General features: G+C 39.9%; 25 protein-coding genes. 17 read left to right on the forward strand and 8 right to left on the reverse strand.

Going from position 1 to position 26556, the window contains the following annotated elements:
* Nucleotides 1-11: 11 nt before the first annotated feature.
* Both VBD025_RS04615 and VBD025_RS04620 read right to left on the reverse strand, forming a co-directional pair.
* Nucleotides 12-935 carry an iron-hydroxamate ABC transporter substrate-binding protein gene (locus tag VBD025_RS04615; RefSeq protein ID WP_430789730.1) on the reverse strand — a complete coding sequence of 308 codons (924 nt, stop codon included), beginning with the start codon at nucleotides 933-935 and terminating at the stop codon, nucleotides 12-14.
* Entirely contained in the window at nucleotides 886-1731 is an 846-nt protein-coding gene (locus VBD025_RS04620; RefSeq protein ID WP_430789732.1) for an ABC transporter ATP-binding protein, read from the reverse strand. The genes VBD025_RS04615 and VBD025_RS04620 overlap by 50 nt, the downstream gene beginning before the upstream one ends.
* 179 nt (nucleotides 1732-1910) lie before the next feature.
* On the opposite strand from VBD025_RS04620, the gene VBD025_RS04625 reads away from it, so the two are divergent.
* Nucleotides 1911-2969 carry an NAD(P)/FAD-dependent oxidoreductase gene (locus VBD025_RS04625; protein ID WP_430789734.1) on the forward strand — a complete coding sequence of 353 codons (1059 nt, stop codon included), beginning with the start codon at nucleotides 1911-1913 and terminating at the stop codon, nucleotides 2967-2969.
* A gap of 83 nt (nucleotides 2970-3052) precedes the next feature.
* Here VBD025_RS04625 and VBD025_RS04630 read toward each other — a convergent pair whose 3' ends face one another.
* Nucleotides 3053-3955, reverse strand: a complete 903-nt coding sequence (locus VBD025_RS04630) for a DUF899 family protein (RefSeq protein WP_430789736.1) — start codon at nucleotides 3953-3955, stop codon at nucleotides 3053-3055.
* A gap of 200 nt (nucleotides 3956-4155) precedes the next feature.
* On the opposite strand from VBD025_RS04630, the gene VBD025_RS04635 reads away from it, so the two are divergent.
* The 4 genes from VBD025_RS04635 (at nucleotide 4156) to VBD025_RS04650 (ending at nucleotide 8937) form a co-directional block, all read left to right on the forward strand.
* Entirely contained in the window at nucleotides 4156-4611 is a 456-nt protein-coding gene (locus VBD025_RS04635; RefSeq protein ID WP_430791268.1) for a helix-turn-helix domain-containing protein, read from the forward strand.
* Between the two features lie 186 nt (nucleotides 4612-4797).
* Nucleotides 4798-6312 (forward strand): malate:quinone oxidoreductase, encoded by a 1515-nt coding sequence (locus VBD025_RS04640; RefSeq protein WP_430789738.1) that lies wholly within the window; start codon nucleotides 4798-4800, stop codon nucleotides 6310-6312.
* A 771-nt stretch (nucleotides 6313-7083) separates the two neighbouring features.
* Nucleotides 7084-7287: a hypothetical protein gene (locus tag VBD025_RS04645; protein ID WP_430789740.1), complete on the forward strand. Its 204-nt coding sequence runs from the start codon at nucleotides 7084-7086 to the stop codon at nucleotides 7285-7287.
* Between the two features lie 96 nt (nucleotides 7288-7383).
* On the forward strand, nucleotides 7384-8937 hold the full coding sequence (locus VBD025_RS04650; RefSeq protein WP_430789742.1) for a GNAT family N-acetyltransferase: 1554 nt from the start codon (nucleotides 7384-7386) through the stop codon (nucleotides 8935-8937).
* A 93-nt stretch (nucleotides 8938-9030) separates the two neighbouring features.
* Here the strand turns inward: VBD025_RS04650 and VBD025_RS04655 are convergent, their stop codons facing one another.
* On the reverse strand, nucleotides 9031-9195 hold the full coding sequence (locus VBD025_RS04655) for a hypothetical protein (protein WP_430789744.1): 165 nt from the start codon (nucleotides 9193-9195) through the stop codon (nucleotides 9031-9033).
* Between the two features lie 167 nt (nucleotides 9196-9362).
* Between VBD025_RS04655 and VBD025_RS04660 the strand changes: the two genes are divergently transcribed.
* A complete protein-coding gene (locus VBD025_RS04660; RefSeq protein ID WP_430789746.1) occupies nucleotides 9363-10313 on the forward strand; it encodes a TRM11 family SAM-dependent methyltransferase in 951 nt (316 codons plus the stop codon).
* Between the two features lie 59 nt (nucleotides 10314-10372).
* On the opposite strand, the gene VBD025_RS04665 is transcribed toward VBD025_RS04660, so the two are convergent.
* Nucleotides 10373-11131, reverse strand: a complete 759-nt coding sequence (locus VBD025_RS04665) for a cupin domain-containing protein (protein ID WP_430789748.1) — start codon at nucleotides 11129-11131, stop codon at nucleotides 10373-10375.
* A gap of 211 nt (nucleotides 11132-11342) precedes the next feature.
* On the opposite strand from VBD025_RS04665, the gene VBD025_RS04670 reads away from it, so the two are divergent.
* On the forward strand, nucleotides 11343-12560 hold the full coding sequence (locus VBD025_RS04670; RefSeq protein ID WP_430789750.1) for an acyltransferase family protein: 1218 nt from the start codon (nucleotides 11343-11345) through the stop codon (nucleotides 12558-12560).
* A gap of 80 nt (nucleotides 12561-12640) precedes the next feature.
* On the opposite strand, the gene VBD025_RS04675 is transcribed toward VBD025_RS04670, so the two are convergent.
* Together VBD025_RS04675 and VBD025_RS04680 are read right to left on the reverse strand one after the other, a co-directional pair.
* Nucleotides 12641-13639 (reverse strand): diguanylate cyclase, encoded by a 999-nt coding sequence (locus VBD025_RS04675; protein ID WP_430789752.1) that lies wholly within the window; start codon nucleotides 13637-13639, stop codon nucleotides 12641-12643.
* 31 nt (nucleotides 13640-13670) lie between these two features.
* Nucleotides 13671-14471 carry an alpha/beta fold hydrolase gene (locus tag VBD025_RS04680; RefSeq protein ID WP_430789754.1) on the reverse strand — a complete coding sequence of 267 codons (801 nt, stop codon included), beginning with the start codon at nucleotides 14469-14471 and terminating at the stop codon, nucleotides 13671-13673.
* A gap of 259 nt (nucleotides 14472-14730) precedes the next feature.
* On the opposite strand from VBD025_RS04680, the gene VBD025_RS04685 reads away from it, so the two are divergent.
* Nucleotides 14731-15624 (forward strand): GNAT family N-acetyltransferase, encoded by an 894-nt coding sequence (locus VBD025_RS04685; protein ID WP_430789756.1) that lies wholly within the window; start codon nucleotides 14731-14733, stop codon nucleotides 15622-15624.
* A gap of 150 nt (nucleotides 15625-15774) precedes the next feature.
* Here VBD025_RS04685 and VBD025_RS04690 read toward each other — a convergent pair whose 3' ends face one another.
* Nucleotides 15775-18954: an SNF2 helicase associated domain-containing protein gene (locus VBD025_RS04690; RefSeq protein WP_430789758.1), complete on the reverse strand. Its 3180-nt coding sequence runs from the start codon at nucleotides 18952-18954 to the stop codon at nucleotides 15775-15777.
* Nucleotides 18955-19093: 139 nt separating this feature from the next.
* Between VBD025_RS04690 and VBD025_RS04695 the strand changes: the two genes are divergently transcribed.
* The 9 genes from VBD025_RS04695 (at nucleotide 19094) to VBD025_RS04735 (ending at nucleotide 26526) form a co-directional block, all read left to right on the forward strand.
* Nucleotides 19094-19435 (forward strand): zinc ribbon domain-containing protein YjdM, encoded by a 342-nt coding sequence (locus VBD025_RS04695; protein ID WP_430789760.1) that lies wholly within the window; start codon nucleotides 19094-19096, stop codon nucleotides 19433-19435.
* Between the two features lie 360 nt (nucleotides 19436-19795).
* Nucleotides 19796-20071, forward strand: coding sequence for a hypothetical protein (locus VBD025_RS04700; RefSeq protein WP_430789762.1), 276 nt, complete (start codon nucleotides 19796-19798; stop codon nucleotides 20069-20071).
* 185 nt (nucleotides 20072-20256) lie between these two features.
* Nucleotides 20257-20808 (forward strand): hypothetical protein, encoded by a 552-nt coding sequence (locus tag VBD025_RS04705; RefSeq protein WP_430789764.1) that lies wholly within the window; start codon nucleotides 20257-20259, stop codon nucleotides 20806-20808.
* A 258-nt stretch (nucleotides 20809-21066) separates the two neighbouring features.
* Nucleotides 21067-21660 carry an SAM-dependent methyltransferase gene (locus tag VBD025_RS04710; RefSeq protein WP_430789766.1) on the forward strand — a complete coding sequence of 198 codons (594 nt, stop codon included), beginning with the start codon at nucleotides 21067-21069 and terminating at the stop codon, nucleotides 21658-21660.
* A 27-nt stretch (nucleotides 21661-21687) separates the two neighbouring features.
* Nucleotides 21688-22590, forward strand: a complete 903-nt coding sequence (locus tag VBD025_RS04715; protein ID WP_430789768.1) for an aminoglycoside phosphotransferase family protein — start codon at nucleotides 21688-21690, stop codon at nucleotides 22588-22590.
* Between the two features lie 69 nt (nucleotides 22591-22659).
* On the forward strand, nucleotides 22660-23832 hold the full coding sequence (locus VBD025_RS04720) for a TraB/GumN family protein (protein ID WP_430789770.1): 1173 nt from the start codon (nucleotides 22660-22662) through the stop codon (nucleotides 23830-23832).
* 20 nt (nucleotides 23833-23852) lie between these two features.
* Nucleotides 23853-24146: a hypothetical protein gene (locus VBD025_RS04725; RefSeq protein WP_430789772.1), complete on the forward strand. Its 294-nt coding sequence runs from the start codon at nucleotides 23853-23855 to the stop codon at nucleotides 24144-24146.
* A 137-nt stretch (nucleotides 24147-24283) separates the two neighbouring features.
* Entirely contained in the window at nucleotides 24284-24532 is a 249-nt protein-coding gene (locus VBD025_RS04730; RefSeq protein ID WP_430789774.1) for a hypothetical protein, read from the forward strand.
* Nucleotides 24533-24630: 98 nt separating this feature from the next.
* On the forward strand, nucleotides 24631-26526 hold the full coding sequence (locus tag VBD025_RS04735) for a PrkA family serine protein kinase (RefSeq protein WP_430789776.1): 1896 nt from the start codon (nucleotides 24631-24633) through the stop codon (nucleotides 26524-26526).
* Nucleotides 26527-26556 lie beyond the last annotated feature (30 nt).

Genomic DNA, 26556 nt, shown 5'->3' on the forward strand with positions numbered 1-26556 from the left:
GTCTCGAGCGCTTAATTTCCTAAAAATGATTCTTTGAAGAAAGTAAGCTGTTTTTCCAGTGTGACTGGGTCCGTGAAAGAGGCACCGTTTCCTTTCATTTCAAAAACATGATTGTTTTTAACAGCAGGCATATTTTTATAAGCTTCTGTTTCCATGAACGAAGTATCGGCATCTGTGTATTTACTTAGGATCAGATAATCACCTACATACTCAGGGATTACTTCAGCAGATAGGGTGTAATAACCCGCTTCTAAAGCCATTTCTTTTACTTTGTCAGGCATCTTTAAGTCCATTGCCTGGTATAGGATTTCCGTTCCGCGTGCCCAGTTATCACCGAAAACATAAAGTTCTTTGCCATAGCTTTCGATTACCGTTACGGTAGCATCTTCACCTATTTTCGCACGGATTTCTTCTCCTGCGGCTTCTGCACGTGCTTTAAAATCATCAACCCATTTCTGTGCTTCTTCCTCTTTGTTCAGAAGCTTACCAATCTCTAAATGCTGTTCTAAATAATCAGCTTTGCCCCATGTGTAGGTTACAGTAGGTGCAATCTCCTTTAATTTATCAATGTTCTTAATCGTGCTTAACCCGATAATTAAATCTGGGTCTAACTCAATAATTTTTTCCAGGCTTTCGTCTGAAACTTCTTCTACGTCTTTTAATTCTTCTTCAAATGTAGGGTTATTTTTCGACCAAACATCTGTACCAACTACGTTCACGCCTAAATTGATGACGTTTCCTGTGAAACCGGAAAGCGAAATAACACGCTTTGGATCTGCTGGCACCTCAATGGGACCGCTTTCAGATTGGTACGTTATTGTGTCTGATTTTTTATCTGCTGAATCTTTGTCTTCTTTTTTGGCGTTTGTATCACTACTGCAGGCGCTAATAACCAGTACGAGCAGCAGGAAAAATGGAAGTAACAGTTTTTTCATTTTGATTGTCTCCTTTTAATAAGTTGTATGTAAGGCACATTGGTTTATTTGTTCTCGGATCACGTCCGATTTGTGCATCGATCTGAAATACTTTTTTGAGGACTTCCGGCTGGATGACCTCCTCACAACTGCCGGCTTTAACAATTTCGCCATCTTTCAGTGCGATAATATAGTCCGCAAAGCGAGCTGCCTGGTTTAAATCATGAAGAACCATCACGATGGTGCGGTCCTGTTCTTCATTTAACTTTTGCAGAACCTCTAACACTTCCAGCTGGTGGGCCATATCTAAATAAGTGGTTGGCTCATCCAGGAAGATAATATCTGTTTCCTGGGCTAGTGCCATCGCAATCCAGACACGTTGTCGCTGTCCTCCGGATAGTGAGTCGACCGGGCGATATTTAAAATCGGCTGTCCCCGTGACGTCCAGTGACCACTCAATAACTTCCACGTCTTTTTTTGATAAGCGACCGAATCCTTTTTGATAGGGAAACCGGCCATACGAAACAAGCTCACCAACGGTTAACCCACTTGCACCTTCCGGAATCTGTGGAAGAATCGCCATTTTCTTGGCAAGGGATTTGGTGCTTTCGCTTGAAATATTGGCGCCATCTAACAGGACTGCTCCAGATTTCTGGGTAATGATTCGTGTGATGGCTTTGAGTAATGTGGATTTTCCACAGCCGTTCGAGCCAACGATGGTAGTTATTTTTTTATCTGGAATAGCTATAGTCAAATCTTTTATAATTAAGCGTTCACCGTAGCCAATGTTCAGTTCATTTGTATATAGGCGAACCATGCTCTAACCTCCAATTTTCGTATTGATAATGATTATCACTATCACTCAGTTAAACTATAAGTGTCCTTTTTTTAAAAGTCAACATAATTTTGAAATCATGTTGTAAAAAGTGTGAAAAGGATGTATATTTTAATGAGAATGATAATCATTTACAATTGATATCTGAGGAGTGGACGGAATTGGAACAACAAGATTTGTATGATGTAACCGTAATTGGCGGCGGTCCAGCAGGGCTATATTCAACGTTTTATAGTGGGATTCGTGAAATGAAAACAAAGATTATCGAATTTCAGCCTCAATTAGGCGGGAAGATTCATGTCTATCCGGAGAAGATGATTTGGGATGTCGGTGGGCAGCGGCCGACTACAGGTGCTCAATTAATCGACCAGCTGGTGGAGCAGGGGTTAACGTTTAATCCTGCGGTTGTTTTGAATGAGAAAGTGGATTCAATCACGCGGAATGAAGAAGGTATTTTTGTTTTGATGGGTGCTTCAGGTGAAAAGCATTATTCGAAAACGGTTATTGTAGCGGTTGGGAGCGGTATCCTGAATCCTCAGAAGCTGAAGATCGAAGGTGCAAATAGGTTTGAAGTAACGAATCTAAACTACACGGTCAAGTCATTGCAGTCATTTAAAGGTAAAACCGTGATCATTTCAGGTGGTGGAAACGCTGCGATAGACTGGGCAAATGAACTGGAATCCATCGCCAAGAAAGTATATGTAAGCTATCGCAAAGAGGCTTTAGCAGGACATGAATCACAAGTAACGCAATTATTGAACAGTTCCGTAGAGTGTTTCTTTCATACGTCGATTACCAATTTAATTGCCTGTGCTAACCATGACTGTATTGAACGTGTGGAGCTGACCAACGATCGAACGGGAGAAGTGATCAATTTGCCGATTGATGAGGTTATTATCAATCATGGTTTTGAACAGGATGCGACACTGCTTACGAATAGTGAGGTAAAAATGGAAATAGCAGATAATTATTATATCGCAGGGAGTGCTGCTAGCGAATCTTCTATCGATGGTTTGTATGGCGCAGGGGATATTCTGAAGCATGATGGTAAGGTCAATCTAATTGCTGGTGCATTCCATGATGCCGCTAATGCGGTAAATAAGGCGAAACAATTTATCCAGCCGGACGCTAATAAAATTGGAATGGTTTCCTCACATAATGAATTATTCAAACAGCGCAATAAAAAACTGATTCAGGAAATGGTGAAGCAGGCGAAATAATCCTAATGGATTACACATAATCTCCGCTATAGAGTAAACAAATAATAGAATTGTTTACTCTATAGCGGAGATTTTTAACACCCTTATTCGTTAACTTCAAATAAATGAAACTTCATGCCGAAAGGATCTGCTACCATTACGCTCTTTTCATGGTACTCTTTTGTAATTGTACAACCTTGGTCTACTAACAATTCTTTGGCTTGCTTTAGATTCTCAACCGCAAATTCAAAGAAGACATTTTCAGTTTCGGAATTCTCTATGAAAAATTGGTTTCCTCCAGCTGAAAATACCGTTTCGTTATCAAAGCTTTTTTCAATGTTCATACCTAATATTTTTTTGTAGAAAGAAATAGCCTCTTTATAGTCTTTCACTTGTATGGCCACGTTATTGGTTAATTGAAAAATTGATTGAGAATCGTACCTTTTCTTCGGATGAAAACCTTCTGAACCAGATGGCAGTAAATCCAGCAGATGCCAAACGATGTTATAATCATCTCCTGGTCCTAAGGAAGCTTTAGCATGATGATAGATGTTGCCTTCTGCGTCTTTTCTAAATGTAGAAATCCCCGGAAAATAAAATCCATCTTTTTCAAAGCCGAAATCCTGTTTAAATGTGGTACCTTTAGTAGAGACCATCGGGAATTTCCAGCCTCTCGATGCTGCAAAGTCTTCTTGTACTCCTGGGGTATCAGGTGAAGAGAGGACAAAGGCAGCTTTCTGGGTTATGTGTTCGTAAATGCCATTAAAGCCGTCAGCCCACATCGTGCAATGTGAACAACTTTTCCCCATGTTATGTACAACGATAAGTTCATCTTTATCCTGAAAAAGATCGTGTAAACGTACTTCTTGTCTATCATCCGTGAAAAATTGGTAGTTATCTGCCTTTTGTTCTGGAATCGATTTTCTTAATTGTGCTAGCTTTTTCTTTTTCTCCAGGATTTCATTCTCGAGCTTGTCAATTTCATCGTAAATAACCTCGTTAGGCATTCTCCATCACTCCGATCTTCATAGTTAAATTTATTTTCTCATAATTGAAACTATTATATTCAAACTATATAGGCATAGCTGAAAGTAGTCAATTTATTAGCTGACAACTGGAGGTTGCGTGCTTGATGCACCTAGAACTAGCTTTACATCAACTGCTCAACTATTTAATAATAAACGTGTAAGGAAAGGCGATGAGAAATTTGATTTTTAGCGAACGATTAAAACGTGAAAGAGAAAAAAAGGGCTGGTCACAAACGGAGCTTGCTGAAATGCTGCATGTTAGCCGCCAGTCCGTTTCCAAATGGGAAACAGGAAAAAACTATCCAAGTATTGAAGTGATCATTGATTTGAGTGATCTGTTTACTATTACGATAGACGAACTGTTAAGGAGTGATAAAGAGTTGAAAGAGAAAGTAATTCAAGATAGTAAACAATTAGCTTATCCAAAGTGGAAAGTTTTATTTGATAGCTTGTTTTTATTAGGGGTGTTTTTATTAGCTGCAAAAATAATTATTATTGCTCTTAATTACTTTGCTGGTACAAATATTTTAATCCTGGAAGGGGTACCGAAAATAGTTGCTAGTTTCTTACCGCTAATATTAATGGTAGTGGGTGGAATTGGCAGTGATCACTTGAAGAATAGATATATTGATTAACTCCCAAATCCTTCTGTTTATACTAGCTTATTCCTATCTGGATGATGTATTTTATTCTATGGATAATAGTGATATAATAGAAACATATTATAATGTACCGGGAAAGATGTTTAACTGGGTCGAGCCCTGTCCTGCTGAAACGTATTAGCAGGAGCGATTGCATCTTTTCTGCAAAACTTAGGGAGTTTGACGATAACAATGAGTAAAAATTATTTTAAAAAAGACGTTATTTTAATAGGTGCAGGAATCATGAGTGCAACGCTTGGATCAATGCTTAAGGAATTAGTGCCAGACTGGAACGTTACGGTATTTGAACGGCTTGATAGTGCAGGGAAAGAGAGCTCGAACGTTTGGAATAATGCTGGAACTGGGCATGCGGCGTTGTGTGAACTGAACTATACACACGAACAGCCGGACGGCTCGATAGATATTAGCAAAGCTATCAAAGTAAATGAACAATTTCAGGTTTCCAAGCAATTCTGGTCTCATCTTGTTAACAGCAATTTGATTCGCAATCCGCGGGACTTTATTATGCCTTTGCCGCATATGAGTTTAGTGCAGGGCGAGGAAAATGTCAGGTATTTAAAAAAGCGGTTTGAAACGATGTCACGTAACCCGTTGTTTGAGAAGATGGAATTCTCCGATGATGTGGATAAGTTGAAGCAATGGATTCCGCTAATTATGCAAAACAGAACATCAACGGAACCAATTGCGGCTACTAAAATCGATGGCGGTACCGATGTCAACTTCGGCTCACTAACGCGCAAACTGTTTGACCATCTGGAAACGGAAGATATCGAGATAAATTACAAGCATAGTGTTGAGGATATCAAACGTGCAAGCGACGGTTCGTGGGAAGTGAAAGTACACGATATGGAAAACGGTAAAATCGAATACCATACGTCGGACTTTGTTTTTATCGGCGGCGGTGGTGGAAGTCTTCACCTCCTGCAGAAAACCGGCATTCCGGAATCCAAACATTTTGGTGGGTTCCCGATAAGCGGACAATTTATGGTATGTAACAATCCGGAAGTGGTAGCGCAGCATCATGCAAAGGTATACGGAAAAGCTAAGGTTGGTGCACCACCTATGTCGGTTCCGCATCTTGACACACGATTTATCGATAATGAAAAATCGTTGTTGTTTGGACCGTTTGCTGGCTTTTCACCAAAGTTTTTAAAAACCGGATCCATGCTGGATTTAATGACTTCTGTAAAAGCGGATAACCTTGTTACGATGGTTGCGTCAGGGGTTAAAAATGCTTCATTGACAAAATATCTGATCGAACAGGTTATTTCATCGAAGGAAAAACGCATGGCAGACCTGCGTGACTTTATCCCGGACGCGAAAAGCGATGAGTGGAACCTGGTTGTAGCTGGTCAGCGTGTGCAGGTTATTAAGGACACGGAAAATGGCGGAAAAGGAACCCTTCAGTTTGGAACAGAACTTGTAAGTGCGGCTGATGGATCCATCGCAGCGTTACTCGGAGCTTCTCCAGGTGCTTCTACTGCTGTTCACGTGATGCTTGAGTTGTTTGAAAGATGTTTCCCGCAGCATGTAAAAGAGTGGGAACCGAAAATCAAAGAAATGATTCCTTCTTATGGGGAGTCCCTATCGAAGAAACCAGAGCTTCTTCACGAAATAAATATTTCAACTGATCAGGCACTTGGTTTAAGCGAAAAAGAACCGGTATCGAGTTAACTTAATTTGATGTGAATATAGGCAAAAAACCCTTTGAACAGTTTAAAGGGTTTTTTTGTATTGAATTCACTTGTTAGAAAATATCCCGTTTAGTACTTGAGGTTTCGTAATAGTAACTAGATTTCAGGGATGTCAGTATACTGAAAAACTTACATAAGGTATGGGATTAGAGGATCTATGATCGCATCTTCGAATATACTTCGCTTTCCGTGGGCGAGTGGTGTGCCTCCTCGTGCTGTCTCACCGATCTCTTACTTCCCACAGGATAAGGAAGGCTTCCCTGAAAAGGCATTGCACGAAGAAAAAGTGCTTTTCTTTTTCGAGGAGTCTTCGTATATTCGAAGATGCTAGGTTAAAGTGTAATAATATTTTTTAAAACCTACCACTTTTCTAGTGACATTTTGTTGCGCTCCATCTTATCAATTGTGTCTAATCTTTATTCCCAATCACTTAAAAATTGGATGTTACGGATATTATAAATTGCGCACAATAGTGGTGATGGAAATCCGTGAGGTTTTCAGCAGCTGAAAAAGGGATGGATATTATAAAAGGAAATTTTGCACCACAACCTAGCATTATCGAATTCACGAGACTCCTGTGGGAACAGCGCGAGCTGAAGATCCCGCAGGAAAGCGGTTTTTGCTTATCCTAGGAAGCTGAAGCCGTGCCCACGGAAAGCGAAGTGAATTCGATGATGCGATCGCAGATCCTCTTAATTTGTACTTCATGTAACTTTTTCAGTTTCCTTCATAATGATTCTGTAAGGGAACAATGAAAAAAATTGAAGTTAATTCTCATTTTATAGATTTTGCGTCAGCTACAACAGTCGAGGGTGGGAGTATTCAACTATTTCAGGGTGCATCTACATATTTCAGTCTGCAAAAGTTGAGTGATATAATAAAAGATACACCTTCACTGGAAAAGAATGCAGTGGTCAAGTTTTACTTGATTACTGAAAAAAAGAAATGGAAGTAATAATGGACATGCTGAAAAGTAAGCGGTTAGAATAGAAGAGCCATTAACACTATTTATGGAATCAAACATGTAAAAACCGAAAGGACAGAATTCACAATGTCTAATAAACTGGATTTATCAACCTTTGAAAAGAAACTTGAGGTTAGAAATATACAACGCGAAGATATTGATCAGATTTTAAAATTGCAAAAGAAATGTTTTAAAAATATGGATCCATGGAAACGGGAACAACTGGAAAGCCATCTGGATATTTTTCCGGAAGGGCAGTTTTGTGTAGAATATGACGGCACGATTATTGGAAGCTGCTCCAGTCTGATCGTTAATTTTGATGAATACGATGATCGCCATACGTGGGATGATATTACCGATGAAGGATATATTACCAATCATGATCCAGAGGGCTTCAACCTGTATGGAATAGAGGTAATGGTAGATCCGGAATTTAGAGGTATGAAGATTGGCAGAAGACTATACGAAGCGAGAAAAGATTTGGCGAGAGAGCTAAATTTAAAAAGCATTATTATCGGTGGACGAATTCCGAATTACCACAAATTCCAGAAAGAGTATTCACCAAGAGAATATGTGGAAGAGGTCGGTTTCCGAAACATTCACGATCCTGTGCTGACGTTTCAGATTATGAACGGATTTAGCGTGATGCGCATTAATCCGGGATACTTACCGGATGATGAGAAGTCGTTAAAATATGCGACGTTAATGGAATGGAATAATATTGATTACCAGGCAAAAACGAAGCGGCATTTTAAGACAGCATACCCAGTCAGAATTATGGTCATTCAATACATGATGAAAACGATTGAGTCGTTTGAGGAATTCGCAAAGCAGGTGGAATATTATGTTGATGTGGCTTACGACTTTGGCTCGGATTTCGCTGTTTTTCCAGAAATATTTACAACGCAGCTCATGTCCTTCCTGGATGAAAAAATTCCTTCGAAGGCGGTCCGTAAGCTTACGGAATACACGGAGGATTATATTGAACTTTTCACAAACTTGGCAGTGAAATATAACGTTAATATCATTGGTGGGTCACACTTTGTTCAAGAGGATGACCATATCTATAATATTTCTTATCTATTCCGCAGAGATGGAACGATTGAGAAGCAATATAAAATTCACGTTACGCCAAATGAAAAGAAATGGTGGGGAATTAAACCTGGTGATGCCGTTAAGGTGTTTGATACCGATTGTGGTAAGATCGCTATCCAGATTTGTTACGATATCCAATTCCCGGAACTTACCCGGTATGCAGTCGATCAGGGCGCAAATATTATTTTCGTGCCTTTCTGTACCGATGATCGCCAAGGGTATTTACGGGTACGCTACTGTGCGCAGGCACGTGCGGTGGAGAATCAGGTATATACCGTTCTTGCCGGCACAGTCGGTAACTTGACGCAAGTGGAAAATATGGATATCCAGTACGCGCAATCCGGAATATTTACCCCATCCGATTTTGAATTTGCCCGTGACGGAATTGTCGGAGAATGTAATCCGAATATCGAAGCGGTGGTTGTCGGTGATGTCGATTTAGAAATACTAAGGAGACAACGAAAGTCCGGTACCGTAAGACAATTACGTGATAGACGCAGAGATTTATTTGAAGTGAAGTATAATAAGAAAGATTCGTTATTGTAGGATCTTTGTTGAATAGTAAACGTCCATCTGCTGGTTAGCAGGTGGACGTTTCACTTTAAACATATAAATTGGTTAGTTTCTTCAGTTAATACTCTAATCCTGTGTTTTAGAAGCTCTATCTTTCTTTGCTTTATTTTTGTGTTCCTGATTTGCCTTAGCACTGCCAAGTTCTTCGGAAAACTCCGTATCTCTCTTACTGGAATCAAATCCTTGTTTATTCTTTTGTTCTGCATCATTTTTCTTTGTTCGTTTCGCCATGGATATCCCTCCTTTTTGCTTTAGTATGGGATGTCGGGAATAAATTATTCGTAAAAATTGACTAATCTACTAAGTGATTTTCGATTTTTTGGTTAAAAACCTATAGTATTGTACGTACGATAGTGAATTTTTAAAGTAAATTAATACATCAAAGGATGAAAACTAAGTTGAATACTAATAGCCGCTCAACCTATATTTACACATATGCATTTCCAGAGGATGAAAGAGAATTATGTTCACTAGAAATGCGCGCTTTTTTTGGGGAAGAATCCAAATCTAAGGTTTTGGAAAGCTTTGTAGAAGTTGACCCTAGTAGAAGCCCGTTTATGAAGGAAAGAATTCGTGTGATTTATGAAGGGGAAACCTTTCAGGATTTGCTGACACAAGTACCGAATTTAAAATTAGGCGACGCAACGTTCAAGGTGACTTATGTGAAAAATGTGGACCTTGCCAAAGCTGAAAAAGCAGTTTTTAAGGAACGGCGACGTGTCGAACGGGAGATTGGGTTACATGTTACAGGTATTGCTGATCTGGATCACCCTGCCCGATTATTTGGAGTAATGTATGCAAATGGGCGCTGGGTATTCGGCGATTATACGAAAAGTGAGTCTATTTGGTATCAGCATCAAAAAAAACCACATAATTACTCGACCGCTCTTAGTACACGTGACGCAAGAGCAATTGTGAATATCGCTATTCCGAATCCAAGCGGAATAAAGGCAATTGATCCTTGCTGTGGAATTGGGACCGTATTAGTAGAAGCTCAATCAATGGAAATTGATATCGTGGGAAGCGACCTGAATTATCTTATCCTCGACGGAGCACGGGAAAACATTGCTTATTTTGGATTTACTGGTGAAATAAAGCTAGCAGATATCCGGGATATCACTGGACATTATGATGTAGCGATTATCGACTTACCATATAATTTATGCTCCGTCTTAACGGCGGACGAGCAGCTGGAAATGCTCCAAAGTGCGCGCAGGTTTGCAGAGAAGGTGGTTGTGATAACGATTGATCCAATTGATGATACCCTTTTAACAGCTGGGTTTACGATTGTTGATCGAGCTTTTGCTAAAAAAGGGCTGTTTACCCGTGAAGTACTTGTATGTAAGTAAGAGTAGCAACGCATTTGTGTTGCACTCTTTTTTTCTGAATCGAAATTCCCACTCGGTTATTACATATTTTTACTTTGCTGAAGAAGTTTCGATTCTCCAGTCCGTTCCCATTCTTCTACAGTTTCGTAGGCACTTTCAGGTGTATATCCTTTTCCTACAAGAACTCCCATTAAAATAAATTCCTGGAGTATATGGGTAGCATTTATTCCTCTTTCCACATCCTCGAGCCCTTCCTCCACCAGGAAGTTCGTGTGCTTAATCCATTCGTCAGGAGTCTTGCCAGCAATTATCGGAGATTTATTATCATGGTCATGCATAGCGTCTGCTTTCGTAACATGAACCGTACCAAATGGATGATTTGGTGGAGCGTATATAGAATAAAGCTTTAGTGGAACGTTGCCCGTATTAATCAGGTTATGCCACGTCCCTGCAGGTATCATAATTGCGGAATCATCATAGATATACCGTTCGAAGGTAAATTCATTTTTGTTTTGGCCCATTCGAACAACGCCCTGACCTTGTTCAACACGTAAGAATTGATCAACGTCTGGATGCATTTCAAGTCCAATATCTTCGCCAGGACGGAGACTCATTAACGTAACTTGTAAATGTTTCCCTGTCCATATTGCTGTGCGATAGGTATTGTTTAACTTTGTTGCTTCATTGATATTTAGTACAAATGGATTTGGTCCATAATCGCCTAATAGAGCATTTTCATTATTAGAATGTCCCCAGTTAGCAGTCTCTCTTTGATAGGTATACATTGGTGGGTTGGCGTAATAAGAATATTGACATGGACATACATAAGGATAATACATGCTTCACCACTCCTTCACAGTTTGTAAATAGCCTATGCAGTTGTGTGAGAAAAGTACTTAACTTCCAAGTAACTTTGTTAAGTAGAAACCATCGAAAAAGAGCTGATCTTTCTCCATTCTCAAAAAATTACTATATTCTCTATTAAGAACATGTTAGTATACAATAAAGAACAAAAATTTGAAGAGAAATCGTTTAGGGGGAAGGCAAGGGATGGGGAAGAAACTGTACTCGAATTTTTCTAAAGCAAATCAGTTGTTAGAAGGTAATGTGTCTGTATATCTGGATTTCATTCGTGGTATATCTGCTATTTTAGTAGTAATGGAACATTTAAGTTCCCGGTTGTTTGTGGGTTATGGTAATGTGCAAAATCCTGATATTTTTACCAAGGTTCTCTACTTACTAAATATGTTAGGAGGGCCAGCTGTAATCATTTTTTTCGTTCTTAGTGGCTTATTTATCTCAAGATCAGTACTGAAAGCAATTTTTGGAAATAGATGGACATGGAGATCATATTTGACAAATCGCTTTTCCAGGCTATTTGTGGTGTTAATTCCTGCTTTATTACTTACACTAATTTTAGACAGTATTGCTGTAAAATTCTTTGAATATCAAATGTATGAACAAGCTTCTGCTAATTTGATGGCGTTTCTCGGAAATCTGCTTTTTCTTCAAAATATATTCGTTGGGGTTTATGGTTCAAATGCTCCATTATGGAGTCTGAATTATGAGTTCTGGTACTATATGTTGTTTCCGTTGTTGCTTTTATTGTTTTTCAGAAAAGGAAAAGCCTCAACGTTTATTTACTTAGGGATAACTCTGCTCATTGTTTCCGCAATCGGAACTCGTATGAATTTGTATTTTTTAATATGGCTGATTGGAACATCCGTCCTTCTATTACCAAAGTTAAATATTTTTAAGAGAGGTGTTGTTCCAATCATAGCTCTTTTGCTGTTATTTATTGCTATTCCTGTTAGACCGCTTGTAATGACCGGCAGACTCTTCACCAACGGATGGACAGAAGATTTATTTTTTGTGGATTTTTTTGTAGCAATTACTTTCGGATTTTTCATATATGCATTGTTGCATTATACATCTATTAGGTTTAAAAAAAGGGAACTTAGACGGTTCGGGAGGTTTTCGAGGTTAATTGCTGGATTTTCATTCAGTTTATATCTAATACATTACCCGATTATAAATGCGGTGTACCGTTGGGTTGAATCTAATGGTTACAAGGGTTTAGAGCCGGGAATAGTATCCATCGGAGTGGAATTAGTACTAGTTGTTCTTATTTGCATTATTGCCTATTGCTTTTCCAGATTTACCGAAGCAAAAACACCTATAATTCGTAACCTGATTGATTCAAGAATTAGTTCATTTGTAACGGTTCGCAATAAAAAGGTATTAAAAAAACAAAAAGTTGCAGGTTGATAGAAAAGGACCCTATGGATTAACACTGTTTATAGTGTAATCCATAGGGTCCTTTTTTATATTGGTTCTTACGCATATATCTAATTATTTTCGAACAACTGGTTATTAAGGGAACTTGAATGTGTGGTTCGATTTCTTCCTTTATTTTTGGAGTCGTATAGTGCAAAGTCAGCTTTTGCCAAGATCGTATGCTGCGTATCGTTTACATTAAATGTGGATACGCCAATACTAATTGTTATACTGAATTCGCCCCATTTTGCCTGCTCTACGTTGGAACGCAGCGTCTCTGCATAGGAAATAGCTGTTTTCTCTTCTGTTTCAGGCAAAAGAATAACGAATTCTTCCCCGCCATACCGTGCAAGGATGTCATTTTTACGTCCAACATTTTCCATTATGTGTGATAGGTTGATTAATATTTGATCACCAACCAGGTGTCCCCACGTATCATTTACTTTTTTGAAATAATCGATGTCTATTATTAAAAGTGAAAAAGAAATAGCATGATTATTAAATAATTGAACTTGTTCATCGAGTGTATCAAGGAAAATTCTGCGATTCTTGAGCTGTGTTAAGGAATCCAGTGAAGCTAGTTTGTCCAACTCTAAATTCAGTTCCGAAAGCTGTTGCTGCTTTTCTTCATTTTCTTTATTCAGCACTTCCAATTTTGCCAGTGTTTCATTTTTTTGTTTATAGGCAATTTCTAATTTATTATGGATGGTCCGTATTTCATTTTCGTAATCAATTCTTTTTTTCATAGGTACAATAATGCAATCAATGATTTCTTTTCCGTTTTCAGTAAACTGCCTGGCATTTAGCAAAACTGGAACTTTCTCGTTTGCCTTCGTTGTTAATGTTAAATACAACTCATTCACAAATCCGTTTGATTGCAAGGCAGGATACAAATAAGAGTGAAAAAGAAACTTATTTGCATTGGACATTGTGTGTTCGATATGCTGTCCTACCATGTCGTCTAGCGAATAATCCAGCATGCGCAAGAAAGTCTGGTTGGCTGCTTGAATAGTTCCTTGATTGGTTAATGTGATGTAACCGCATGGCGCATAATCCAAACGATATTCCATTTGAAACAGTCCTTTCGCTGGATTTAGTGCATTAAGAATTTGATAAATATTTTTTTATAATAGCAATGGTTTCGTCCGGGTGGCTAATGTGTGGATAATGCCCTTTTACGTCCATCACTGCAAGTTGGCTGTTTTTCAGGTTTTGCTGCAAATACTCCCCAACTCCTGCAGGAACAAAACTGTCATCTGAACACTGAATAATTAAAGATGGAATGGTAACATCAGCTAAATCATTCCGGTGATCAGATAAAAGTGTTGCTTGTAAAAATTTCTGTGTAATTGCAGGGTCATTTGAACGAAAACTCTTTTCAAGGTTTTCGGCAAGTTCAGGGCGATCCGGGTTACTCATTGCAATAGGTGCAATATGGCTTGCCCAACCTACGTAGTTCATTTCCATCATCTGGAGTAAATCGGTAATATCTGTCTCCTCAAATCCACCTTTATATTCGGCGTCATTTAAGTAATGAGGTGACGGACCGATCATAACCATTCGTTCAAAATAATCCGGATTTTGAATTGAGGCAAGAACGCCAATCATAGCGCTGACAGAATGCCCAATAAATACTGCATTCTCAACTTCAAGCGTTTCACAGATTTCTAATAAATCTTGCGCATAGCCATGAAGAGTCTGGTACTTTTCTTCGTCGAATGAATTTCGGTCAGATGCCCCTGATCCGACATGGTCAAATAAAATTATTCGAAAATTGTTTTCAAATGCTGGTGTAAGCTGTTTAAACATACTTTGATCTCCACCAAATCCGTGTCCAAATATGAGTGTTTGTTTCCCTTCACCGAACACGGTAACATTATTGCGAGATAGTGTATTTTTCATTTTTTAAAACTTCCTTTATCTATGTATTTCCAGTATTTGTATAACTACTATTCTTTCATGAAAGGGGTAAACTCCGCAAGCCCTCCACCTATTCGTTATGAAATTTGACCACCTGCAATCTTGCATTACTGGAAAACAAATTCTATTCTAATTATATAGATATTTTTTGCATGTAGGAAAGTATAAATCCTTTCTTACTGATAAGTGCAACTAAGGCTCTGACGATGAGACAAGTTTACTAAAAGGGAGAGAACTAGCTGTGAAGGTCGAACAATTACATATCGGTTCTACAGAAGAGTTTATTAAATATGCTAAAAAACACAAATTGGAGTTAGACGATTCCTTTTTATACGATGATGATTTGCGAAACTTTGTCCCAAACGAGGAAAATCCTACCTATATCATTCGAAATAAACAGGGTGAAGTCGTTGCAGCAGCTTCCCTGATAATCGATGATTATGCTCGACGGGGGAGAAAGGCACGGTTTCGTATATTTCATTCGGAAGTCAATCATCAGCAGTATTATGACGTACTGATGAAAGCTATTTTAAAACACACAAAAGGGTTGGAAAAAATATACATTTTTGTGCCAGTAGTAAATGAAGAGCTGGACCATGCCATTAAACAGTTGGCGTTCACGTTGGATCGCTATGCATTTCTGCTTCTGCGGGAGGATTTAGAGGTGCCGGCGTACAACTTGCCGGATGATTACGAAATGAAGGTATTTCGATTGGGACACGACGAGGATGCATGGTGTAAGGTTCGGAATGCCAGTTTTGCTACGCTGAAAGGAAGTGAAACACCGCAAACGCCGGAAATGGTTCGGAAAATGATGACGGCAGAAGATCAAATCGAAGAAGGCGCAATGATTCTCTTTCATGAGGATAAACCTGTTGGTGTAATCAAGAGTTCAGATGATGAGTATGAAGGTCAACCGATCATGGATATTGGTCCGATTGCCATAACGCCTGAATATCAAGGCAAGGGGCTCGGACGAATGATGCTCAGGGCAGCGCTGAATTTAGCGAAAGAAAAGGGTTATAAGCGAACTATTCTGTCCGTAAATGCTGAGAATGAATGGGCGAAGACACTATATATCCAGGAAGGGTTCAAACAGGTAGAGGCCGTGACTTGTTATCATTATTATATGTAGGCATAGAGACTGGAACAAAATTAAAAAGATTCCATGAGTCAAGTGTCGGGTCGATAAACTGGCATAATGGCAGATAAAACTTCAACCAAATCTTATTTTACACGTAACTAAAGGATAAAAAGGAAGTTCTTCAATTGACGAACTTCCAAATTATATCATTAATATCTCTTTAATATCTTCATCGGTAAGGGAGGTTGCGTTTCCTTTGCTGCCGATGATTTCGTCGACTAGATCTTTTTTTCGTTCCTGGAGTTCATTCATTTTTCCTTCAATCGTACCGCGTGTTACAAGTTTTATGACATGAACGGTGTTGGTCTGGCCGATGCGATGTGCTCGGTCAGCTGCTTGTTCTTCAACTGCTGGATTCCACCAGAGGTCGTATAGGATAACGGTGTCGGCGCCGGTTAAATTCAAGCCAGTTCCACCTGCTTTTAATGAAATCAGGAAGATATTTCGTTCGCCTTCGTTAAATCGATTGCAGCGGGCAACCCGTTCTTTTGCAGGTGTTTCACCATCAAGGTAGAAAAAATTTTGACCTTGAGCTGTCAGATCTTTTCCGATAATCTCAAGCATTTTCGTAAACTGAGAGAAAATTAATACTCTGCGGCCAGCCGTCCGCGCCTCTTCGATAATCTGCATCAGCTTTATGAATTTTGCAGAACTTCCTTTATAGCCGTCTACAAATAAGGAAGGATGGCAGCATATTTGCCGCAACCTTGTCAGTCCAGCCAGTATTTTTATACGATTTTTCTTCAAGGTCTGCTTGTCCAAGTGTTTGAATGTATCATGGCGCAATTTTGCAAGATATGCTGCGTACAGTTTCTTTTGTGCTGGAAGTAACTCAACAGAATCCAGCGACTCTATTTTATTAGGAAGCTCCGTCAGCACATCTTCTTTCAGCCTTCGAAGCAAAAATGGATGTATTCTTCTTGAAATTTGTTTCTTTGTAAGATTGCTGTAGGCTTTCAATCCTTGAAACAGCTCCGGAAATACCACATGGAAAATCGACCAGAGTTCCTCTGTTGAATTCTCAACAGGTGTGCCAGTAAGTGCGAAACGATTAGTCGCCTGTATCTTTTTCACTGATCTGGCAGTTTGTGTACCAGGGTTCTTAAATGCTTGTGCTTCGTCAAAAAACACGGTGTGAAATCTTTGCTTCTCGTACCATTTTATATCGGTTCGTACTAATGGGTACGAGGTGATGACAACGTCCTTATCCTTTAAATGATTCAGAATAGCTATGCGGTCAGCTTTGTTTCCATCAGCGACAACTGCTTTTAGCTCAGGCGCAAATTTAATTATTTCGCTAAGCCAGTTGTATGTTACAGAAGATGGACAAACAATGAGGACAGATTGCTTCGTTTCACGAATTGCCGGAAGTTCAGACAGCATGAATGTTATGCTCTGCAGTGTTTTTCCGAGTCCCATATCATCCGCGAGAATTCCGCCGAACCCATAGCTCGCAAGCTTTTTCATCCATGTATAGCCTTGCTTTTGATAACCCCGCAGTACCGGTTCCAGATCAGCAGGGACCGGAAATTCAAGTTTGTCGGGGTTGCGGATTTCCTCAAGAAACTGGCGAAACGATTCCTCGATGTTAAATAAATTGCCGTCCGCTGTTGAATCGAGAAGCTGTAGACCTCGGACAATCGGTACATCCAAACCTTTTTCCAGGTCATTGTGCTGAACTGGTAACGCATGCATGAAACGGTTGATTTCTTCAATCTCTCTCGTTTCTAAAGAGAAGAGGGCGCCATTCCCAACTCGGAAATATTTTCTTTTTTCCTCAATAGCTTCCAGCAGTTCAGGTATTTCTTTTTCAGGAATACCATCCATTTCAAATTTAAATTCAAGCCAATTGGTCCGTTCTTTTTTAAAACTGACACGAATGCGTGGAAAGGAATTACTCTTAAAAATTCGGTTGCGAACTGCGGTTGTCGCATAAACGCGCGTTAACTCGTGCAGTTTCGGCACAATATGGTGCAGGAAATCATACTCCAATTCTTCATTATGGAGGAAATAACCGCCTTCCGTCTGTGCAAGTGATTCCATTAACTTCAGAATCGTCTCCTCTTTTTCCGTATCCCTGAAAAGAACCGTTCCTCCTTGTGGCGCGTGACTTTCTAGTGGATTGATCATCGTATTCCCGTAATGAAATTCAAGTCCAGCTAGCAATCGGTTGTTTACCCTGTCCAAATACAGCTTTGCCAACAGCGGATTCTTACTTTTCTGATCGGATATTGACTCAGAAAGGGTGACGGTGCCAAGTCGTTTTAGGCTCGGAACTACTTTCTCCAAAAATAAGCCAACCTGATCCTGCGAAATGGGAAGTTGATTTTTTCCTGTAGCAGCTATCATTTTAGCAAGTTCATTCAGACGGCGTTCGTCTTCCTTCTTTAATTGAATAAATTTGCCGTCAGTCAGCACAAACGGAGAAGCCTCCATCCGAACGATCTGATTGAATCCATCGATCGTAAGCTGAAAGCCTTTGTCAGCTGTTTCTTCGAATTTAAAATTCAACGGTAGCGCTTCCTCTGAAAGATGAAGTCCGTCATAGTTTTCCCCCTCCTGCCGGATTTTTACAGAAGGGGCGTGTTTTAGGATAGACAAGGTCTGATCCAGATAGGATGGTGGGAGGACTAATGTTTGGTCGTTTTCTGCTGGTCCTTTTTTATGTTCAGAATCGTTATATATTTCTTCATCAAATACGATGTGGATAAGTTTCTGGATAACTGCATCTGTTTCATTTAAAAAGCAATGCAAATCAGGGTTGTAGGTAAATGAATCGGAAAGCGCGATAGGTAAAACTTCTTGCGCGTGTTTCAAAAAATCGCGGATGTTTAGTACCGTTATCCCTTCCAGGTCTAACTGGATTCCGAATAAGTGCCGTCCTTCACCAATCGAAACAGGAAAACATGTAAATACTGCATCGAGTACTTGTCTGTTTTCGAAATGAAGCTGATGGGCAGTTGGCCGCTTTGGATTATCCTGAAAAAGCGTGAATAACCCGTTCGACATTTCATTTTTGCTATTTGTATTTAATTCCTGTCGCTGCTTATTCCAAATGGTTATTAATACCGCTGCAATATGCTGACAGTTCTGTTTGAAGGAAGGCAGCGATGGACAACTGCACGATGTGTTGAATGCTCCGTCAGAAGTTACTTCAATGGCGACCTGGAAGTCTTCTTTTCCTTTAACAGTTGCGCTGCAATATTCCTGACTGTATTCCTCAACTGTCACTTTATTGCTTCGATAAAAAGAATCCCCTCTTTTGAAGGAGACGGCGCCACACATTTTTTCAATAATTTCAGGGTTTAATTTTATGTTCAAATGTCTCGGCTCCTTCAAGGGGATTTTGGTCCGTTTATCCGCTATGTAATACCATAATTGTATCATAATCGAAGCTTGTTTATACAGGGGAATGTGGTAGTATAAAAAGGATCAAAAGAGTGAACGGAGGAAATGAACGATGGCTGATTTACCAAACTGTTCTAAATGTAATTCTGCATATACATATGAAGATGGACTTCTTTTGGTGTGCCCGGAATGTGCACATGAATGGACACTGGAAGCGGAAAATGAGAACAAGGAAGAAGAAACGGTAATCAAGGACTCGAACGGACATGTGCTGCAAAACGGCGATGCTGTAACTGTAATCAAAGATTTAAAAATAAAAGGGTCTTCTTCCGTGGTAAAGCGTGGAACAAAAGTTAAAAATATCCGATTAATTGATGGAGACCACGATATTGATTGTAAAATTGATGGACTCGGAGATATGCAGCTGAAATCAAAATTCGTTAAGAAACTATAACTGTCCATCCTGCCACAATGATTATCATTGTGGTATTTTTGTGGGCTATTTTATAGGGATCGAGTTGGAGATCGATAAATTTCGTCTCGGGATCGATATTTTTTTTATCGACATGGAAAAAAGTTTTTTCGAGCGTGATAAGTTGAATCTCGCAATCGATAAATTCAAAGCGAGAACGATAAGCTAAGTAACGCCATTGATAATACATCACTACGTTAAAAAGGACCCAAAAAAAAGTAAGAAATGACCGGTTGGGGATTTTTACCGGGTTAAACAATCGTACGCTAAGCGAATAATTCTTATCGATTTGAAAAAACTACGTGTGTATGTAAAAGAATAGAGAAGGAGGCTGATTATGTTATGAATAACCGCAAAGGCATGATGACGTCTATGCTTACAATAGGTGCAACTGGAGCTGCAATTTACGGTATTACCAAAGGTGTTCAAAATGGAACTTTTAAGCGTATGCCTCAGGCAGTTTCAAACGCTATGAATAACTCACAGACACAACAGTTTATGAAGCCAATACAAAACATGGCGAATAACCAGGATAACCAGCAAACAAATGGTGGAGCAACGCAGGGATGGGAAACAAATACCACTACAACATCGGATAATCAAAACAATCAATTTTAGAAGGTGGCTCTCTATAATAGAGGGCCATTTTTTTGAGAAAATCCGAACCTGTGGATGTTATGGCCGAAATATATTGCTTATTTGTTTTAAATTGCTTCCGGTTACATTATAGTTGTGGGAAGAGATAGTCGGCACCATGAAATTAAGTTGTCAATATACGAGTCAATAATAAAGGGGTTATTCAGATGGACAAGCCAAGCTTAAGTGCACTTCAAAACATTCAATCAGGTGACAGAGAACTTCGGTACGAAGGCTTTATTAAATTACAGGCTACTACGAACAGCCGAGTAGACTGGGCCTATGAAGCATGGGACGACTTAATGAGTGACTTAACACATTCTGATAACCATCGACGCGCAATTGCAACGCAGCTTCTATGCAATCTTGCCAAAAGCGATCCTGAACAAAGAATGTTACGTGATTTCCCTAGGATTTTAACCGTGACGAAGGATGAGCGTTTTGTTACAGCAAGACATACGCTCCAGGCATTATGGAAAGTTGGCATTGTCAGTCCTGTATACCAGGAGCTGGTTATGAAAGGATTTGAAGAACGTTATATTGAATCGATTGACGAAAAAAATTACACCCTGATTCGATACGATATTATTCAGGGCATAAAAACGATGTATGATGAAGTTATGGATCCATCAATAAAAGAAAAAGCACTGGAATTAATCGCCAAAGAAGAAGATCCAAAATATAAGAAAAAATACCAAACCGTCTGGAAAAACGTATAGTCTAGCATATTCTATTAGACATACAATGCGATCACTGAAAGAAATGGTGGATTTTAAGAATTTATCATTTCACCTTTAACCAAGCATCTTCGAGGGAAGTAAGAGGAAGTTACTGAAAAAGTGATAGATTTTATAAATTTAATATTTCGCTTTAACTTAGCAGCATCGAATATACGAAGACTCCAGCGGGAACAGCGCGAGCTGAAGATCCCTAAAATGAATACCACAGTCTCTTTTTCAGGATTGGAAGGATAAACAATGAAAGAATACTATTTTGATAAATTACTGAACATAAATACAGGCGGCTCCCAGAATGAATCGCATACATCCTTTCATTATTTCCCATACGAGCCTACCCAATATAGCGCATTAGAAATCTTATTCAACGAATATGAACTAAAAAGCAGTGACAGAGTCGTCGATTTCGGAAGCGGAAAAGGACGATTAAATTTCTACATCCACTATTTTTATCAGGCATCGGTAGCGGGAATCGAAATGAATGAGACGTTTTACCAGATTGCCATCCAAAATAAGACTAGTTACAATAAGAAAAAGAAAGATAAGATTGAGTTCCATTGCTGTTTAGCAGAAGAATATAAAATTAAACCAGATGATAATCGTTTCTATTTTTTTAACCCATTCTCAAAAGAGATTTTTATCAATGTCATCAATAAAATACTGCGTTCCGTTGAACAAGAAGCACGTCAGATCGACTTGATTTTATATTATCCTTCTGATGACTATATTTATTTCCTTGAGAATAATACATCCTTCGAACTGGAAAAGGAGATCAAGCTGCCAGATGCTGATTGTGATCCATTTGAACGGTTTCTAATTTACAGATATGAATAAGATTTAATTAACGAGGGGTTTAAAACTATGCAAATTCCAAGTTCATTTCGTGCCAAAATAATCGGAGCTTTTGGTGATCAAGGCGTGGAGTGGTTAGGCACACTTGAGAAAACCGTTCAACGATATCTTAAAGAATGGAACCTGCGGCTGATTGCACCAGTGTCTAACCTTTCCTATAATTATGTAGTACAGGTGAAAGATAGAGAGGAAACCCTGTATATATTGAAACTTGGTGTTCCTGGTAACGACTTTCAGAATGAAGTGAAAACCATTCAGCTTTACGACGGTGAAGGCTGTGCCAGATTAATAAAAGCAGATGCCGAACAAGGAGCCATGCTGCTTGAACTTCTTATGCCGGGACAAATGCTCTCGGAAGTTGAGGATGAGTCGCTCGTTCTGCAGCATTACATAAAAGTCTGGAAGGCTATTCGTCGTCCGCTTCCGAAAGATTGTTCTGTTCCAATGATTGCTGACTGGTCTGCCGCACTAGATCGTTATCAGCAGAAATTCAAGGATGATGATGGTCCGGTTGCAGTGGATCGTATTAAAATGGCGCGGGATTTTTTTGCGGAACTGATCGCCACGTCAGAGCCTGAACTGCTGCACGGGGACTTGCATCATGAAAATATATTATATTCGAATCAGCACGGGTGGATGGCAATTGATCCAAAAGGTGTAGGCGGGGATCGTTATTTTGATCTTATTTCTTTTTTATTTAACCATCTGCTGGATAAGGAAAACCCAAAGGCTTTGCTAGCGTATCGGATTGAATTTTTTTGTGAAGAACTGGAATTGGATTGCGTACGATTGCTAAAAGCAGCAATCGCTATGTCGACACTGTCGGTTTGCTGGAGTATTGACGACGAGGACCCCGAGTGGAACCAAACCTTCCAGTGTACCGAGTGGCTAGTAGAGATGCTGTGTAAATAAAATATTGGTGTATTCCACGTGGTCTTTAGTATAATAAAAGCTAAGGCTCAGAAAAAGGGAAGGTAGTTTATGTCTGAAGAAAATGATAATATAACGAGATTACATATAGATGGCAAGGAAATTGTTCTAATAGGAACGGCGCATGTTTCGAAGCGAAGTGCTGAACAGGTGAAAGAAGTTATCGAAGCGGAACAGCCTGATTCTGTTTGTTTAGAACTGGACGAACAGCGTTACCAGTCGATTGTAGACGGGAACAAATGGCGCGACATGGATATTTTCAAAGTCATTAAAGAAAAGAAAGCGACACTGCTTCTTATGAATTTAACCATATCTTCTTTTCAAAAGCGGATGGCTAAGCAGTTCGGCATTAATGCTGGCCAGGAAATGATTCAGGGTATCGAGTCAGCTAAAGAAATTAACGCTGAACTGGTACTTGCGGATAGAAATATTCAAACAACCTTTTCTCGTATCTGGCGCGGGGTTGGATTAAAAGGGAAATTCATTTTGCTTATGCAGGTGGTTGGCAGTATATTTACAAAGGAAACGATATCAGAAGAGGACCTTGAAAAAATGAAGTCTCAGGATATGCTTGATTCCATGCTGGACGATATGACAACGCATTTTCCCAAACTAAAAAAGCCATTAATTGATGAACGGGATCAATATTTATCACAGAAAATTAAAGACGCCCCCGGGAATAAAATTGTTGCTGTGCTTGGAGCTGCGCATGTTCCCGGCATTAAAGAAGAAATCTATAAGGAACACGACTTGGACAAGCTTTCCGAAGTTCCGAAAAAATCCAAGATCCCGAAATTGATTGGTTGGTTCATTCCAATTTTTCTTATTTCCGTTGTTGCCTATACATTTATCTCTGATCCTTCTGCTGCACTGGAGCAAACGGTCACGTGGGTACTATGGAACGGAGCGCTGTCAGCTATCGGGGTAGCACTCGCACTTGGGCATCCAATTGCTATTCTGACTGCGTTTATAGCCGCGCCAATCACATCACTTGATCCCATTACAGCTGCTGGATGGTTCGCAGGATTTGTGCAGGCATATTTTGTTCGGCCTAATGTGAGAGATTTTGAAAACCTCTCGGATGATGTTTCGACCTTGAAAGGATTCTGGCATAACAAAGTATCGCGCATCCTTCTAGTTGTCGTATTAGCAAACTTGGGCAGTTCACTAGGTACGTTTATCGGCGGTGCCGACGTCATCAAGATATTTTTTGAGAACCTGTAATCGGATGTTTGGAGGATTTTATGGATACGATCGCTATACAGCCATATTATAAGGTTGAAAGAGAAGTTAACAGTATCGAACAATATAACGTGGAAGAAGAACGCAACATACTGTTATATGATGACAGAATAACTACGAAGCACCATGTCTTTACCTTACCCGAAGTGCTGGATATATCTTACCGGACGTTCGGGCGTGAAGGCGGTCTGCTTTATATACACACAACAGGAGGACTTTTCTCCTATACCGTAAAAAAATCACCACAAAAATTTATTGAAGCATATGAAGTTCATAAAGGAACCCGGGCAGAATAACTGCTCGGGTTCCTTTTAATGTATTGTTCACACGGTGAATCGCGCATGTTCGGCATGATATCGCGCACGTCTGGTCGAGAGTCGCGCGGTATCATGATGAGAACGCTCGCACCCGGCAGGGTATCACGCATCACCATGTGGCGCGCGAATTTGGGGCGGTGCTGCGCGATTCCACCGACGCCATGCGCGAATCAGGTGGTGCTATGCGCGATTTCACCCACGCATCGCGCGAATTAGGCGCTACCACGATCGATTCCACCCACATCCCGCGCGACTTTAGTCTGCAACTATTAATTTTTGTTATTATTTTTAAGTCTTATGGCAAACGTCTATTTTCTTTTAAGTCAAGCGTATCAAAGGTTAGTCCCGAACGACCATACACGTGAATTCCTGTCCAACTTATTCTTTCATTAAACTTGTCGGTATCATGACGAGAGCCCATGCATACGATATATAAACCCTGACATAGATGGAGGGAATATTAATGGATATTTTAAATAAAGTAAAAAGTTACAGGGAAGAAGAAAGACGGCTAAAATGGGAAGGAACATTTGAAGAGTATCTCGAGATCGTAAAGCAAAGACCGGAAGTTGCCCAGACAGCACATTCTCGCGTTTATAATATGATTAAAAGCTCAGGATTAACAGAACGAAACGGGAAGAAAATGTACCAGTTTTTTGGGGAAGAAATATTTGGTCTTGAAGATGCAATTGAGCGATTGGTCGAAGAATACTTTCACCCGGCTGCTAAGCGACTGGATGTAAGAAAGCGGATATTATTACTTATGGGTCCAGTTAGTGGCGGTAAATCAACACTTGTGACGATGCTGAAGCGCGGGCTTGAACAATATTCTAGAACGGACGAAGGCGCGGTCTATGCTATACAAGGCTGTCCGATGCATGAGGATCCACTCCATTTCATTCCAAGCCATTTGCGGGATGATTTCTTCAAGGAATATGGGATTCGGATTGAAGGTAGTTTATCTCCATTGAATACGATGCGCCTGGAGCAGGAGTACGGTGGACGTATAGAAGATGTAGTAGTGGAAAGGATTTTTTTCTCGGAGGATAAACGTGTAGGAATTGGAACATTCAGTCCGTCCGATCCGAAGTCACAGGATATTGCTGATTTAACGGGAAGCATTGATTTTTCAACGATAGCCGAGTATGGTTCTGAATCAGATCCTCGTGCTTATCGCTTTGACGGTGAGTTGAATAAAGCGAACCGGGGTATGATGGAATTCCAGGAAATCTTGAAGTGTGATGAAAAATTCCTTTGGCACTTATTGTCGCTGACACAGGAAGGAAATTTCAAAGCGGGAAGGTTTGCCTTGATCAGTGCGGATGAATTAATTATCGCGCATACAAATGAAGCGGAATACCGGTCGTTTATAGCGAATAAAAAGAACGAAGCACTGCATTCGAGAATTATCGTTATGCCAATTCCATATAACCTGCGGGTGAGTCAGGAAGAACGCATTTATGAAAAAATGATAAAGGAAAGTGATATGGCGCACGTCCATATAGCGCCACATGCACTGCGGGTTGCTGCGATCTTTTCCATATTAACGAGGTTGAAGGCATCGAAAAAGCAGGGTGTAGACCTTGTAAAGAAAATGCGCCTTTATGACGGAGAGAGCGTGGAAGGATTTAATCAGGTTGACGTGGAAGAGCTGCAAAACGAATACGCCGACGAGGGAATGGGCGGGATCGATCCGCGTTACGTGATTAACCGGATATCCTCAACGATTATTCGCAAAGAAGTACCTGCGATAAACGCGCTGGATGTATTGCGTTCCTTGAAAAATGGACTTGATCAGCACGCATCCATTTCGGATGATGACCGGGAAGATTACAAGAATTATATTGCAGTTGCTCGACGGGAATTCGACGAAATTGCTAAAAAAGAAGTACAGAAAGCATTTGTCTACTCGTATGAAGAATCTGCGAAAACATTAATGAATAACTACCTGGATAACGTTGAAGCATATTGTAATAAAAACAGACTTCGCGATCCGTTAACCGGCGAAGAGATGAATCCGGATGAAAAGCTGATGCGTTCGATTGAAGAACAAATTGGTATTTCAGAGAATGCCAAAAAGGCGTTTCGTGAGGAGATTCTCATTCGCATCTCTGCCTATGCACGAAAAGGAAAACGATTTGATTACACATCACATGAACGCCTGCGTGAAGCAATCCAAAAGAAACTGTTTGCCGATCTGAAGGACGTCGTGAAAATAACTACATCATCCAAAACACCGGATGAGTCGCAGCTCAAAAAGGTCAACGAAGTAATTGCCAGATTAATAGATGAGTATGGTTATAACTCAATTTCTGCCAACGAGCTATTACAGTATGTGGGAAGTTTGTTAAATCGGTAACTGATAGCATATGGAAAAATAACAAGACGC

Origin of the sequence: Virgibacillus flavescens, from assembly GCF_050574275.1 — a bacterium.
GTDB lineage: Bacteria > Bacillota > Bacilli > Bacillales > Amphibacillaceae > Virgibacillus_F > Virgibacillus_F flavescens.

What these genes read in the sequence shown, in the direction of transcription:
- VBD025_RS04675 (WP_430789752.1), bottom strand. Translation starts at nt 13,639, where the DNA reads ATGGAATATCGTTTGGATTATGCGCCATGCGGTTACATCACATTAACC.
- VBD025_RS04700 (WP_430789762.1), top strand. Translation starts at nt 19,796, where the DNA reads ATGAATAACCGCAAAGGCATGATGACGTCTATGCTTACAATAGGTGCA.
- VBD025_RS04735 (WP_430789776.1), top strand. Translation starts at nt 24,631, where the DNA reads ATGGATATTTTAAATAAAGTAAAAAGTTACAGGGAAGAAGAAAGACGG.
- VBD025_RS04645 (WP_430789740.1), top strand. Translation starts at nt 7,084, where the DNA reads ATGAAAAAAATTGAAGTTAATTCTCATTTTATAGATTTTGCGTCAGCT.
- VBD025_RS04680 (WP_430789754.1), bottom strand. Translation starts at nt 14,471, where the DNA reads ATGAAAAATACACTATCTCGCAATAATGTTACCGTGTTCGGTGAAGGG.
- VBD025_RS04650 (WP_430789742.1), top strand. Translation starts at nt 7,384, where the DNA reads ATGTCTAATAAACTGGATTTATCAACCTTTGAAAAGAAACTTGAGGTT.
- VBD025_RS04695 (WP_430789760.1), top strand. Translation starts at nt 19,094, where the DNA reads ATGGCTGATTTACCAAACTGTTCTAAATGTAATTCTGCATATACATAT.
- VBD025_RS04665 (WP_430789748.1), bottom strand. Translation starts at nt 11,131, where the DNA reads ATGTATTATCCTTATGTATGTCCATGTCAATATTCTTATTACGCCAAC.
- VBD025_RS04630 (WP_430789736.1), bottom strand. Translation starts at nt 3,955, where the DNA reads ATGCCTAACGAGGTTATTTACGATGAAATTGACAAGCTCGAGAATGAA.
- VBD025_RS04710 (WP_430789766.1), top strand. Translation starts at nt 21,067, where the DNA reads ATGAAAGAATACTATTTTGATAAATTACTGAACATAAATACAGGCGGC.
- VBD025_RS04620 (WP_430789732.1), bottom strand. Translation starts at nt 1,731, where the DNA reads ATGGTTCGCCTATATACAAATGAACTGAACATTGGCTACGGTGAACGC.
- VBD025_RS04725 (WP_430789772.1), top strand. Translation starts at nt 23,853, where the DNA reads ATGGATACGATCGCTATACAGCCATATTATAAGGTTGAAAGAGAAGTT.
- VBD025_RS04655 (WP_430789744.1), bottom strand. Translation starts at nt 9,195, where the DNA reads ATGGCGAAACGAACAAAGAAAAATGATGCAGAACAAAAGAATAAACAA.
- VBD025_RS04705 (WP_430789764.1), top strand. Translation starts at nt 20,257, where the DNA reads ATGGACAAGCCAAGCTTAAGTGCACTTCAAAACATTCAATCAGGTGAC.
- VBD025_RS04715 (WP_430789768.1), top strand. Translation starts at nt 21,688, where the DNA reads ATGCAAATTCCAAGTTCATTTCGTGCCAAAATAATCGGAGCTTTTGGT.
- VBD025_RS04720 (WP_430789770.1), top strand. Translation starts at nt 22,660, where the DNA reads ATGTCTGAAGAAAATGATAATATAACGAGATTACATATAGATGGCAAG.
- VBD025_RS04615 (WP_430789730.1), bottom strand. Translation starts at nt 935, where the DNA reads ATGAAAAAACTGTTACTTCCATTTTTCCTGCTGCTCGTACTGGTTATT.
- VBD025_RS04670 (WP_430789750.1), top strand. Translation starts at nt 11,343, where the DNA reads ATGGGGAAGAAACTGTACTCGAATTTTTCTAAAGCAAATCAGTTGTTA.